The organism is Massilia forsythiae, assembly GCF_012849555.1.
In the GTDB taxonomy this organism is placed as follows: Bacteria; Pseudomonadota; Gammaproteobacteria; order Burkholderiales; family Burkholderiaceae_D; genus Telluria; species Telluria forsythiae.
Window position 1 is genome coordinate 1,332,379 of the sequence record NZ_CP051685.1, and the last position, 12,488, is coordinate 1,344,866.

The 12,488-nt window shown below is 66.0% G+C and carries 10 protein-coding genes; all 10 read right to left on the reverse strand.

Annotation, left to right across the window (positions count from 1 at the left end; all coding sequences use genetic code 11):
- Positions 1–120 precede the first annotated feature (120 nt).
- The 10 genes from HH212_RS05690 to HH212_RS05735 all read right to left on the reverse strand — a co-directional run bounded on the left by HH212_RS05690 (position 121) and on the right by HH212_RS05735 (position 12,424).
- On the reverse strand, positions 121–1,269 hold the full coding sequence (locus HH212_RS05690) for a TIGR03088 family PEP-CTERM/XrtA system glycosyltransferase (protein WP_169434515.1): 1,149 nt from the start codon (positions 1,267–1,269) through the stop codon (positions 121–123).
- Positions 1,269–2,477, reverse strand: coding sequence for a glycosyltransferase family 4 protein (locus HH212_RS05695; protein ID WP_169434517.1), 1,209 nt, complete (start codon positions 2,475–2,477; stop codon positions 1,269–1,271). Before HH212_RS05695 ends, HH212_RS05690 begins: the two co-directional genes overlap by 1 nt.
- Before the next feature lie 149 nt (positions 2,478–2,626).
- On the reverse strand, positions 2,627–3,400 hold the full coding sequence (locus HH212_RS05700; RefSeq protein WP_169434519.1) for an enoyl-CoA hydratase: 774 nt from the start codon (positions 3,398–3,400) through the stop codon (positions 2,627–2,629).
- Between the two features lie 152 nt (positions 3,401–3,552).
- Positions 3,553–4,749 (reverse strand): acetyl-CoA C-acyltransferase, encoded by a 1,197-nt coding sequence (locus HH212_RS05705; protein ID WP_169434521.1) that lies wholly within the window; start codon positions 4,747–4,749, stop codon positions 3,553–3,555.
- 44 nt (positions 4,750–4,793) lie between these two features.
- A complete protein-coding gene (locus tag HH212_RS05710) occupies positions 4,794–7,190 on the reverse strand; it encodes a 3-hydroxyacyl-CoA dehydrogenase/enoyl-CoA hydratase family protein (RefSeq protein ID WP_169434522.1) in 2,397 nt (798 codons plus the stop codon).
- Between the two features lie 175 nt (positions 7,191–7,365).
- Positions 7,366–9,156, reverse strand: a complete 1,791-nt coding sequence (locus HH212_RS05715; RefSeq protein ID WP_169434524.1) for an acyl-CoA dehydrogenase C-terminal domain-containing protein — start codon at positions 9,154–9,156, stop codon at positions 7,366–7,368.
- Between the two features lie 62 nt (positions 9,157–9,218).
- A complete protein-coding gene (locus HH212_RS05720) occupies positions 9,219–9,851 on the reverse strand; it encodes a TetR/AcrR family transcriptional regulator (RefSeq protein ID WP_170205290.1) in 633 nt (210 codons plus the stop codon).
- 146 nt (positions 9,852–9,997) lie between these two features.
- Positions 9,998–10,378, reverse strand: a complete 381-nt coding sequence (locus HH212_RS05725; RefSeq protein WP_169434526.1) for an RNA-binding S4 domain-containing protein — start codon at positions 10,376–10,378, stop codon at positions 9,998–10,000.
- Positions 10,379–10,434: 56 nt separating this feature from the next.
- Positions 10,435–11,595: a cardiolipin synthase ClsB gene (gene clsB / locus HH212_RS05730; protein WP_169434527.1), complete on the reverse strand. Its 1,161-nt coding sequence runs from the start codon at positions 11,593–11,595 to the stop codon at positions 10,435–10,437.
- Positions 11,596–11,599: 4 nt separating this feature from the next.
- Positions 11,600–12,424, reverse strand: coding sequence for an endonuclease/exonuclease/phosphatase family protein (locus tag HH212_RS05735; RefSeq protein WP_169434529.1), 825 nt, complete (start codon positions 12,422–12,424; stop codon positions 11,600–11,602).
- Positions 12,425–12,488 lie beyond the last annotated feature (64 nt).

The window sequence follows — 12,488 nt, forward strand, 5'->3', positions numbered from 1 at the left end:
GGGATCCATGCTGAGCATCCCGAGTCGCGACATTTGAAGCACTCGATGTACTCCCGATGATCGAACATCGTTAATCAGCATGGGTCCCGCCTTCGCGGGGACGACGAGTTGTTGGCGACATCAAGCAGCCACGTGCCGCCCGCCGTACAGCGCATCGTAGCCCGCCACCATCGCGTCCACGCTGAAGCGCTGCTCGACGAAGGCGCGCCCGGCGGCGCCGTGGCGGCTGCGCAGCGTGGGATCGATGACGTAGGCCGCCAGCGCATCGGCCAGCGCCTGCGCGTCGGTGGGCGGCACCAGCATGCCGGTCTGCCCCTCCTGCACCAGCTGCGGCACGCCGCCGACGCGGCTGGCCACCACCGGCAGCCCGGTCGCCATCGCTTCCAGGATCGTCACCGGGGTCGCCTCGGACAGCGAGGGCAGCACGAACACGGAAAAGCCGCGCATCACCTCGGCCACGTCGGCGCGCGCGCCCGGCAGCCAGACGCGCTCGGCCCAGCTTTCCCGCGCCACCCGCTCGCGCAGCGTCTGCAGCAGCGGACCGTCGCCGACGATCGCCAGGCGCAAGTCGTACTGCGGCGCCGGAAAGCGTTGCAGCAGCAGCGCGAACGCGTCCAGCAGTCCGGCGTGGTTCTTGATGCGGTCGCTGCGTCCGACGGTGCCGATGCACACCGTCTGTGCCTGCTCTTGCGCCGCCGGCCCCGGGGAATAACGCACGGTATCGACGCCGTTCGGCACCATCGCGATCTTGCGCGCCGGGACGCCGATGGTCTGGCGCAGCCAGTCGGCGATGTCGGCCGACACCGGTACATAGGCGTGGATGGCCGGGGTCAGCAGGCGTCGCAGCAGGTTGTATTTACTGTGCTTGCCGTCCATCTCGACGCTGTCGCGCCCGTGTTCGGCGTGGATGCGCAGCGGCACCCCGGCCAGCAGCGCGGTGGCGTTGTATTCGATGGTGCCGACGTTATACGTGTGCATCACCGCCGGCCGCAACCTGCGCAGCAGCGCCCACAGCTTGCGGTGCGTGGCCAGGCTGTTCCCCGGCGGCTTGTGCAGCGCATACAGTTCGACGCCGGGCCGGCTGATCTTTTCCGCGTACTCGGTGTAGTTGGTGAGGCAGACCACCGCATGGCGGTAATGCTGTGCCGGCATGCGGTTGATGCACTCGGCGATCAGCGTCTGCAAACCGCCGCATTCGAAGCTGTACACCAGATGCACGACCAGCGGCGCGTCTGCGCGCGGCACGGCGCGCTCCACGACGGCCGCCATCAGGATGCCGACGCGGTGGCGCGCGCCTTGGCTTGCATCGGCTGCTGCGCCGCCCGGCGGAACAGGTCGATCTGGCCGCGCGTCGTGTCGTCCCAGCTGTACAGCTCGGCATAGGCGCGCGTGGCGGCGTGGTCCGGGTAGTTGGCGCGCAGCTGCTGCACGCCGGCGGCGACGCCGGCCGCATCGCGGCTCGGCATCAGCACGCCGGATTCCGGCACGCGCACCACTTCCGGCGTGCCCCACACATTACTTGCCACCACCGGCGTGCCGCAGGCCATCGCCTCCAGCAGCACGTTGGCCCAGCCTTCGCGGCTGGACGCCAGCACCAGCGCATCGGCGGCGCCGTAGTACTGGCGCAATTTGTCCTGCGGCAGCGGGCCGAGGAAGGTCACGCGCTCGGCCACGCCGGCGGCCGTCGCCACCGCTTCCAGCTTGGCCTTGTCCGGCCCGCTGCCGGCGATCAGCAGGCGCACGCCCGGCAGTTGCGGCAGCGCGCCGATGATGTGTTCGTGGCCCTTGCGCGGGTCCAGGTAGCCGACCGACAGCAGCGTGAAGTCGGTCATGCCGAGTTCCTTGCGCGCGGCCGCGCGGTCGATCGGATGGAACAGTTCCAGGTCGACGCCGTTGCGCAGCGTGGTGATGCGGCTGCCGTCCATGCCGAAGCCGATCATCTCGCGGCGCAGCGCCTCGCACACGGTGATCGAATGCGTCGCCTGCTCGCCGGCCCACTTGATCATGCTGCGCGCGCGCGGATACTGCGGGATCAAATTGATGTCGGTGCCCAGCGCCGAGATGATCAGCGGCTTGCGGAAGTACTTCGCCAGCATGGCCGCGGCCACGCCGTCCGGGAAAAAATAATGGGCGTCGATGACGTCGAAGTCGTAGCCCTCGTCGATCATGCGCGCGATGACCGGCTTGGCGGCGCGCGCGATGCCGGCCGGCTGCAGGTACATGCCGACCTTCGGGATTACCGTGTAGCGCGGGTGGAACACCTCCACGCCGACGCGGGTTTCCACCTTGGGCGCCCTGGCCATCACGCCGTACTGGCCGAACGCCTTGTGGGTGAACGGGAACCACGGCACCGGCGCCACCACCTTGGCCTGTATCTCTCCGGTGGCCAGCTGGTGGCGCAGCGTGGTCTCGGTGAAGATGCCGTGGTGCGGCTTGGCGGCATTCGGGAACAGGGTGGAAAAGGTGAGGATTTTCATGGCGGCGTGGCAGTGCGGTGGCAGTGGACGCGCTGGGGCGCGTCCGTCGTAATCCGCGATATTAACACTGAATAAACAATGCACTATTCGCTGAGGATGTTTCCACAGTCAAATTTCACATGCCTGCAACAACATGCGCGCCTGCCGTATCAATCGAATTTGCTGAAGTCCGGCTTGCGCTTTTCGAAGAAGGCGGTGAACGCTTCCTTGGCCTCGTCGCCGTTCAACATGGCGCCGAAGCGCTCGTTCTCGGCCGCGATGGTTTCCTGCACCAGCGCCGCGCGCGCGCGCCGCATCAGCGCCTTGGTGGTGCGCACCGAGGCCGGCGGCAGCTTGGCCAGCTTGGCGGCCTGGCCCCGGGCGAAGTCTGCCAGCTCGGCCGCCGGCAGCACCCTGGCCACGATGCCCATCCCGAGCGCTTCCTGGGCGTCGAAGGCTTCGCCCAGCAGCAGCTTTTCGGCGGCCCGGGTATAGCCGGCCGATTGCGCCACCAGCAGCGACGAGGCGAATTCCGGGCACAGGCCGAGCTGGGTGAACGGCATCGAGAATTTCGCATTCTCGGCGGCGTAGACCAGGTCACAATGCATCAGCAGCGTGGTGCCGATGCCGACCGCCAGGCCGGCCACGGCCGCTACCACCGGCTTGGTGCAGCTTTCCAGGGCGCGCATGAACTGGAACACCGGGCGGTCGTCGTCCAGGGCGCCTGCGCCCGCGTTGTTGAGGAAATCGTCCAGGTCGTTGCCGGCGGTGAAAATGTCGGGCTTGCCGGTGATGAGGATGGCGCGGATGGCCGGGTCGGCGTCGGCGGCGCGCAAGGCTTCGGCCAGCGCGGTGTACATGGCGCCGGTGATGGCGTTCTTGCGCTGGGGACGATTGAATTCGAGGGTGAGGATGTGGTCGGCGGCGGTGGCGAGGATGTCCATCAGGTGCTCCTTTGTTGTTCGTATGCCTTGGTGCGAGCGATGTCTCTCCGATACGCTCAGCTTGGGTTCCCGCTTTCGCGGGAACGACGTTCGTTAAAAAAGGGCGCTGGGGTGTTCCCGCAGCGCCCTTTTCGACAGCGATCAAGCCGGCATCACACGCGCTCGATGATGCCCGCCGCGCCCATGCCGGCGCCGACGCACATGGTCACCATGCCGTACTTCAGGCTGTTGCGGCGCAGCGCGTGCACCACGGTGGCGGCGCGGATGGCGCCGGTAGCGCCGAGCGGGTGGCCGAGAGCGATGGCGCCGCCCAGCGGGTTCACCTTCGACGGGTCCAGGCCGAGGTCGCGGATCACCGCCAGCGCCTGCGCGGCGAAGGCTTCGTTCAGCTCGATCCAGTCCAGTTGATCCTGGGTGATGCCGGCCGCGGCTAGCGCCACCGGAATCGCCGCCTTCGGGCCGATGCCCATGACTTCCGGCGGCACGCCGCGCACGGCGAACGAGGAGAACTTGGCCAGCGGCGTCAGGTTGTGCTCCTTGAGGATCTTTTCGCTGACCACGATCAGGGCGCCGGCGCCGTCCGACATCTGCGACGAGGTGGCGGCGGTGACCGAGCCCTTGGCCGCGAACACCGGCTTCAGCTTGGCCATCGACTCGATGCTGGCGTCGGCGCGCGGGCCTTCGTCCTGGTCGACGGTGCGGCGCTGCACGTCGACCTGGCCGCTGGCCAGGTTGGGCGTGCGGGTCACGATCTCGACCGGCGTGATCTCGTCCTTGAACTGGCCGGCCTGCTGGGCGGCGATCGCCTTGCGGTGCGATTCCAGGCCGAACGCGTCCTGGTCTTCGCGCGAGACCTTCCACTGGGTGGCGACCTTTTCGGCGGTCAGGCCCATGCCGTAGGCCAGGCCGACGTTCTCGTCCTCGAACACGCGCATGTTGATCGACGGATGATGGCCCATCATCGGCACCATCGACATCGATTCCACGCCGCCGGCGATCATCACGTCGGCCTCGCCCACGCGGATGCGGTCGGCCGCCATCGCCAGCGCGGTGATGCCGGAGGCACAGTAGCGGTTGACGGTGACGCCGCCCACGGTGTTCGGCAGGCCGGCCATGACCACCGCCTGGCGCGCGATGTTGAAGCCCTGCTCCGCTTCCGGAAACGAGCAGCCGATCACGGCGTCGACGATCAGCGCCGGATCGAGGTCCGGCACGGCGGCTATGGCGCCCCGGATCGCGGCGATCAGCAGGTCGTCCGGGCGGGTCTTGTTGAACATGCCGCGCGGCGCCTTGCCGATCGGGGTGCGGGTGGCGGCGACGATGTAGGCGTCTTGAAGTTGTTTGCTCATGTCATTGGTCCTTGTTGTCCGCGACGGGGTCAGTTACGCACCGCTTAGTTGCGTACAGGCTTCCCGGTCTGCATCATGCCCATGATGCGTTCCTGGGTCTTCGGGTTGTTCAGCAGGGAGATAAACGCCTTGCGCTCCATGTCCAGCAGCCACTGCTCGCTCACCATGCTGCCCTGGTCGATGTCGCCGCCGGTGACGATCTCGGCGATAGTGTCGCCCAGGTGGTAGTCGTAGGCCGAGATGAAACCGCCGTCGCGCATGTTGACCAGCTGGCCGCGGATGGTCGCCCAGCCGTAGCGGCCGGTGACCGGTACCTGGCGGCGCGCCGGGGCGCGGTAGCCGGCGTCGAACATGGCGCGCGCCGTGACCTTGGCCACGTGCAGCAGTTCGTACGGATTGAACACGATGACGTCGTCGTCCTTCAGGTAGCCCATCGCACGTGCTTCAAGCGCCGACTTGGACACCTGCGCGGTGGCGGCATTGGTGAAGCCGACCTTCAGGAATTGCAGGATGTCGTTGCCCTTGGCCTCCTTGGCCGCGCGCAGCGCCGCTTCCTTCAGGCCGCCGCCGGCCGGCACCAGGCCGACGCCGACTTCGACCAGGCCGATGTAGGATTCGATCGAGGCCACGCGCTTCGACGCGTGCAGCGCCAGTTCGCAGCCGCCGCCCAGCGCCAGGCCGGCCACGGCCGCCACCACCGGCACGTTCGAATACTTCATCGCCATGAAGGTATCCTGCAGCTCGCGCACGATCGGTTCCATCGCCTTGGCGCCGCCGGTCATGAATGCCGGCAGGGCCGACTGCAGGTCGGCGCCGGCCGAGAACGCGCCGCCTTCGGCCGCGTCGGTATTCCAGATCACCAGGCCCTTGTAGCCGCCCGCCGCCTCTTCCAGGCCGCGCTTGATGCCCTTGATGACGCCGTCGCCGATCACGTGCATCTTGGTCTTCAGCGAGATCACCAGGACCTCGTCGTCCGAATGCCACAGGCGCACCGATTCGTCCTCGAACACGGTGGTGCCGAATTTTTTCGCATCCAGGCCGCCCGCGCCCGCCACCGGCGCGCGGAATTGCTGGCGGGCGTAAACCGGCAGATCCGACAACGGAACATACGCGTTCTTCGCCGCCGAGTACGAACCTTCCGGCGTGTGCACGCCCTGCTCCGCCACCGGCGCGTCGAACACCCAGGCCGGCAACGGTGCGCTGCTCAATGCCTTGCCGGCGTCGATGTCTTCCTTGACCCAGTTGGCGATCTGCGTCCAGCCGGCCGACTGCCAGGTCTCGAACGGGCCGACGCTCCAGCCGAAGCCCCAGCGCATGGCGAAGTCGATGTCACGCGCATTGTCGGCGATCGATTCCAGGTGCACGGCGATGTAGTGGAAGGCGTCGCGGAAGATCGCCCACAGGAACTGCGCCTGCGGGTTGCTCGATTCGCGCATGGCCTTGAATTTCTTGACCGGGTCTTTCTCTTTCAAGATGCGGCCGACGATGTCGGCCGCCTTGGCGCCGCCCGCCACATAATCTCCGGTGGCGAAGTCGAGGCGCTGGATGTCCTTGCCGACCTTTTTATAGAAACCGGCGCCGGATTTCTGGCCCAGCGTGCCCTTCTCGATCAGCTTGGCAAGGATGTCCGGTGTCTTGTAGACGGCAAAGAACGGATCGTCCTGCAGGTTGTCCTGCATGGTCTTGATCACGTGGCCCATGGTGTCCAGGCCGACCACGTCCGCGGTGCGGAAGGTGCCGGACTTGGCGCGGCCCAGCTTGGCGCCGGTGAGGTCGTCGACCACGTCCACGGACAGGCCGAATTTCTCGGCTTCGACCATCGTCGCCAGCATGCCGAAGATGCCGACACGGTTGGCGATGAAGTTCGGCGTGTCCTTGGCGCGCACCACGCCCTTGCCCAGGGTCGAGGTGAGGAAGGTTTCCAGCTGGTCCAGGATGTCCGGGCGGGTCGCGGCGGTCGGGATCAGTTCGACCAGGTGCATGTAGCGCGGCGGATTGAAGAAGTGCACGCCGCAGAAGCGCGCCTTGAGTTCATCATCGAAACCGTCGGCCAGCTTCTCGATCGACAGGCCCGAGGTATTCGAGGCGAAGATGGCGTTCGGGGCGATGTGCGGCGCGACCTTCTTGTACAGGTCGTGCTTCCAGTCCATGCGCTCGGCGATGGCTTCGATGATCAGGTCGCAGCCGCCCAGCACGTCGAGGTTGTCCTCGTAGTTGGCGACTTCGATCAGGGCGGCGTCGTCCTTGTTGCCCAGCGGAGCGGGCGACAGCTTCTTGAGGTTCTCGATGGCTTTCAGGACGATGCCATTCTTGTTGCCGTCCTTGGCCGGCAGGTCGAACAGCACCACCGGTACCTTGGCGTTGACGCAATGCGCGGCGATCTGCGCGCCCATCACGCCGGCGCCGAGCACGGCGACTTTCTTGACGATGAAATTGGACATATCGTTTATCCTTTTATGTGCGTCGTTCCCGCGCAGGCGGGAACCCATACTGAGTTTCGGAACCCGGTGACGGCTGCATGACGCAGCGTCTTCGACTTCGGCGGCTCGGCATGGGTCCCCGCCTTCGCGGGGACGACGGGTCAGCGGGTGTACTTGCTTGTCGTGACGGTGCGTCTTAGAACAGATCCGCGTCCAGCGCCAGCAGGTTGCTCGCACCCGAACGCGCCTGGCGGATCAGCATCGCGGTTTCCGGGTACAGGCGGGCAAAGTAGAAGCGCGCGGTGGCCAGCTTCGATTCGTAGAACTTGTCGCCCGAATCCTGCTTCTCCAGCGCGATCTTGGCCATCTGCGCGAAGAAGTAGCTGAACACCAGGTGGCCCATCACGCGCAGGTAAGGCACGGCGGCGGCGCCGACTTCGTCCGGGCTCTGGAAGGCCTTCATGCCGATTTCCATGGTCAGCTTGGTGACCTTGTCGCCCAGCTCTCCCAGCGGCGTGACGAATTCGGACAGCGACTCGTCCAGGCCGTTGTCTTCGACGAACGCCTTGATCTTTTCGCCGAACTTGCGCAGCTTGGCGCCGTTGTCCATCAGGATCTTGCGGCCCAGCAGGTCGAGCGATTGCACGGTGTTCGTGCCTTCGTAGATCATGTTGATGCGCGCGTCGCGCACGTACTGCTCCATGCCCCACTCGCTGATGTAGCCGTGGCCGCCGTACACCTGCAGCGCTTCCGAGGTGGCGATCCAGGCGTTATCCGTCAGGAAGGCCTTGATGACCGGGGTCAGCAGCGCGACTTCGTCGGCGGCGTCCTTGCGCACGTCCTCGTCCGGGTGGTGCAGCTCGCGGTCGATCTGCAGCGCCACGTACGACGAGAACGCGCGCGCCGCTTCGGCGTAGGCCTTGCCGGTGAGGAGCATGCGGCGCACGTCCGGGTGCACGATGATCGGGTCGGCCGGCTTGTCCGGCGCCTTCGGGCCCGACAGGCTGCGCATCTGGATGCGGTCCTTCGCATACACCAGCGCGTTCTGGTAGGCGACTTCGGTCAGGCCGAGCGACTGCATGCCCACACCCAGGCGCGCCGCGTTCATGAACACGAACATCGCATTCAAGCCCTTGTGGGGCTGGCCGATCAGCGTGCCGCGCGCGCCGTCCAGGTTCATCTGGCAGGTCGAGTTGCCGTGGATGCCCATCTTTTCCTCGATGGCGCCGCAGAAGATCGGGTTGCGCTCGCCGACCGAACCGTCGGCGTTGGGCAGGAACTTCGGCACCAGGAACAGCGAGATGCCCTTCGAGCCTTCGGGCGCGTCCGGCAGCCGCGCCAGCACCAGGTGGACGATGTTCTCGGCGCAATCGTGTTCGCCGGCCGAGATGAAGATCTTCGAGCCGCTGATCAGGTAGGTGCCGTCGCCCTGCGGCTCGGCCTTCGAGCGCAGCAGGCCCAGGTCGGTGCCGCAATGCGCTTCGGTCAGGCACATGGTGCCGGTCCATTCGCCCGAGACCAGCTTCGGCAGGTACAGCGCCTTCTGCTCGTCGGTGCCGTGCTCCTTCAGGCACTCGTAGGCGCCGTGCGACAGGCCCGGGTACATGGTCCAGGCCTGGTTCGACGAGTTCAGCATCTCGTAGAAGGAATTGTTCAGCACCACCGGCAAGCCCTGGCCACCGTATTCCGGATCGCAGGCCAGCGCCGCCCAGCCGCCTTCGACATACTGTTTATACGCTTCCTTGAAGCCCTTCGGCGTGGTCACGCTCTTGGTGGCGGCATCGTAGTGGCAGCCTTCGCGGTCGCCGCTGTGGTTCAGCGGGAACAGGACTTCCTGGGTGAACTTGGCGCCCTCTTCCAGGACCTGGTTGATGATGTCGGCATCGACGTCCTGGTAACGGGGCATGCCCTTGTATTCTTCCGAGACGTTCAGGAACTCGTGCAGAACGAACTGCATATCCCGAAGTGGCGCGACGTACTGACCCATGTTGATCTCCTGACGAGGTAAAGAGTGAAGAGCTAAATAAGTGATGGAATAGCGATACCGGGCTACGCGGCGCCCACGGCGTTGGCCGCTTCCTGGCCGCCGCGCTGCGCGTTGCGGTAATCCCTGACCAGGCGCGCGAAGCCGCGGTGGGCGCGGTCCACCGCGCCCGGCAGGCGCAGGAAGCGCGCATCGTGGTGCACCGCCAGCACCAGGCCATACATTTCGTACACCATCTGCGCGGCGTCGGTATCCGCCTTGAGGTCGCCGCAATCGATGGCTTGCTGGGCGCAGCGCACCAGCGCGCTCTGCCAGATGCGCACCATGCCGACCAGCGCCTCGCGGATCGGACCGGGGCGGTCGTCATACTCGACCGCGCCGCTGATATAGATGCAGCCGGACGCGATCTCGACCGAGACGCGCCCCAGCCAGCGGTTGAACATGCCTTCCAGGCGCGGCAGGCCGCGCGTTTCCTGCAGACTCGGGAAGAACACTTCCTGCTCGAAGCGGCTGTGGTACAGCTTGAGCACTTCGATCTGCAGGTCTTCGCGCGAACCGAAGTGGGCGAACACGCCCGACTTGCTCATGTTCATGCGGTCGGCCAGCAAGCCGATGGTCAAGCCTTCGAGACCGTCGCGGCTGGCGAGCTCGAGCGCGACGTCGAGGATCGCGGCCCGCGTCATCTCGCCCTTGCGCATGCTCATGGATTTGGCTGAAGTGTTGATAAGTGCCTCTGCGTGAACGAAGCGGAATACTGCCCCGCTTCCCGAATCGAAAAAATCCGAACGCTCGTACTATTATCTACCAGCCGTGAAATGTCAAACGGGAACTTAGAGGTCGTGTTCTAGTCACCGGCGCGGGTGATGGCTCGGCGATCGCGCTTGGTGGGACGGCCCTTGATGCCCAGGCTGGGCTCGGGGAACAGGCGCCGCGCTTCCTGGTCGTTTTCGCGCTTGACCACGCTTTCCGCGGTCTCGCGGTACAACGCCTGCGCCACCGGCGCCGGGCCGCGCTTGTCGGACAGGCCCAGCACTTGCACTTCCCAGCTGGTGGAACCGTTGTCGACATAAATCTTGTCGTTGAGCTTGACCGGGCGCGCCGCCTTGACCGCCACCCCGCCGATCTTTACGCGGCCGCGCTCGACCGCGTCCGCGGCCAGCGAGCGCGTCTTGAAGAAGCGCGCCGCCCACAGCCATTTGTCGATCCGTACGTTGTCGTTTTCCATCGCGTTTTCCATCGTTGACTCATCCTTCCCGTGACGATTGCATGCGGTGCTTCCGCTCACGCATAGCCGATCGAAAAGATCCGCATCGTGAGTTTATACAGGAAGAACGCCGCCCCATGGCTGAAGCGCCGTACCCAGCCGAGCCGCCGCAAGTCTTCCAGCTGCACCGGCACGCCGGCGGCGATGCCCTTTTCGATCTTGTCGGCCATGCCGGCGGCAAAGCCGGCATCGCGCACCACCACGTTCGCCTCCTGGTTGACGAACAGCGACAGCGCGTCGCAATTGCTGGAGCCGACCGTGGCCCAGTCGTCGTCCACCACCGCCACCTTGGCGTGCAGTTGGGTCGAGCGGTATTCGACGATGCGCACCCCGCAGGCCAGCAACTGCGGATAGAACGAATACGCCACCGCATCCTGCATGCGGAATTCGCCGACGCCGATCAGGAGGCACACGTCGACCCCGCGCCGCGCCGCCTGGCACATGGCGTCGCGCAGCTTGCGCCCCGGTGCGAAGTACGGCGTCGCCATCAGCACGCGCTTGCGCGCGCGGCCGAACGCCTGCAGGTAGGCGCGCTGGATGGTGCGCCGGTTGCGCAGGTTGTCGCGCACCACCAGGGCGGCGCGCATCGGCCCGTCGCCGTGCGGGGCCGGCTTCTTGCGCATCTCGCGGAACAGTTTTACGCGCCGCACCACGTCCAGGTGGCCGACGCGCATCCATTGCGCCTGCGCCTCGCGGTGGATCTCGTGCACCAGCGGCCCGCGCACCGCCACCGCGAAATCCCAGCGCGGTCCCGGCAGCGGCTCGTAGGGCGCGTAGTCGCACAGCAGGTCGTCGTTGGTATTGATGCCGCCGACGAAGGCGACCTCGTTGTCGACCACGCAGATCTTGCGATGGCTGCGCGCCACCCCGCGCTTGAACCACGGATTGAACATGCGGTAGTGCACGCCGGCCGCATGGAATTCCTCGCCCAGGCGGCGCGCGGTGCGGCTGCCGGTACCGAACCAGTCGACCACGACGCGCACCTTGACGCCGCGCCCCGCCGCCTCGGCCAGCGCCTTGGTGACCGCGTGCGCCGTCTTGTCTTCCGAATAGATATAGGTTTCGTACAGGATCTCGAGGCGCGCCGCGCCGATCGCCGCCAGCAGCGCCGGCAGGTAGGAACAGCCGCTTTCGAGGAGGACGACGTCGTTGTTGGCGATGTAGCCGACCGGACGCATGCCGCTACGCCAGCTGCAGGCTGGCCACGATCGGCGCGTGGTCGGACAGCTTCGCCCACTGCGGCCCGTGCAGCACCTCGGCGTGCTCGACGCTGAAGCCGCGCACGTAGATGCGGTCCAGGCGGAACCACGGCATCGCCGCCGGGAAGGTACGCGCCGGCACCAGGCGGCGTTCGCGGCCCGCCACGCCGCGCACCATGTCGCCGATGCCGCCGATGCGCGACGGCTTGGCCAGTTCGTCGAACACTTCCACCACGCCGAGTTTCAGGCGCAGGCAATCGCTGAGGGTGTTGCGCCAGTCGTTGAAGTCGCCGGCGATGATGACCGGCTCGCCGTTCGGCGCCGAATCCTGCACCGCGTTGATCAGGGCGTCGGTCTGGCGCCGGCGGCTGCCTTCGAACAAACCGAGATGGACAACATAGCAATGGATATTGCAGCTTGGCGTTTCCAATATGCAATGCAGGATGCCGCGTTGCTCATACGCATGATCGGACACGTCGTGGTTGTGCATATTGGCGATCGGATAGGCCGACAACAGCGCATTGCCGTGGTGCCCGTGATCGTAGACGGCATTCATGCCGTAGGCGGAATGCAGGTCTTCGCCAGCCAGGAACTCGTGCTGCGAGCCTTCCGGCCAATGGTGATGAGGCTTGCGCACCTTTTCGCCGTAGCGCGCCTGGTGGCGATCGTGCCGTCCCTGCACTTCCTGCAGGAACACGACGTTCGCATCGAACAGGCCGATGGCTTTTTTCAGGGCCAGGACACGCGGCGTGCTACGGAACGAGGACACGCCCTTGTGGATATTGTAGGTCGCAACACGAATTTTCATGGGGACATTTTAACCCCATCATTCCGTGTTCTTGCCGAACGGCGTGCAATCGTGCGGCGGGTGC

What these genes read in the sequence shown, in the direction of transcription:
- clsB (WP_169434527.1), bottom strand. Translation starts at nt 11,595, where the DNA reads ATGCGTCCGGTCGGCTACATCGCCAACAACGACGTCGTCCTCCTCGAA.
- HH212_RS05725 (WP_169434526.1), bottom strand. Translation starts at nt 10,378, where the DNA reads ATGGAAAACGACAACGTACGGATCGACAAATGGCTGTGGGCGGCGCGC.
- HH212_RS05735 (WP_169434529.1), bottom strand. Translation starts at nt 12,424, where the DNA reads ATGAAAATTCGTGTTGCGACCTACAATATCCACAAGGGCGTGTCCTCG.
- HH212_RS05720 (WP_170205290.1), bottom strand. Translation starts at nt 9,851, where the DNA reads ATGCGCAAGGGCGAGATGACGCGGGCCGCGATCCTCGACGTCGCGCTC.
- HH212_RS05690 (WP_169434515.1), bottom strand. Translation starts at nt 1,269, where the DNA reads ATGGCGGCCGTCGTGGAGCGCGCCGTGCCGCGCGCAGACGCGCCGCTG.
- HH212_RS05695 (WP_169434517.1), bottom strand. Translation starts at nt 2,477, where the DNA reads ATGAAAATCCTCACCTTTTCCACCCTGTTCCCGAATGCCGCCAAGCCG.
- HH212_RS05715 (WP_169434524.1), bottom strand. Translation starts at nt 9,156, where the DNA reads ATGGGTCAGTACGTCGCGCCACTTCGGGATATGCAGTTCGTTCTGCAC.
- HH212_RS05710 (WP_169434522.1), bottom strand. Translation starts at nt 7,190, where the DNA reads ATGTCCAATTTCATCGTCAAGAAAGTCGCCGTGCTCGGCGCCGGCGTG.
- HH212_RS05705 (WP_169434521.1), bottom strand. Translation starts at nt 4,749, where the DNA reads ATGAGCAAACAACTTCAAGACGCCTACATCGTCGCCGCCACCCGCACC.
- HH212_RS05700 (WP_169434519.1), bottom strand. Translation starts at nt 3,400, where the DNA reads ATGGACATCCTCGCCACCGCCGCCGACCACATCCTCACCCTCGAATTC.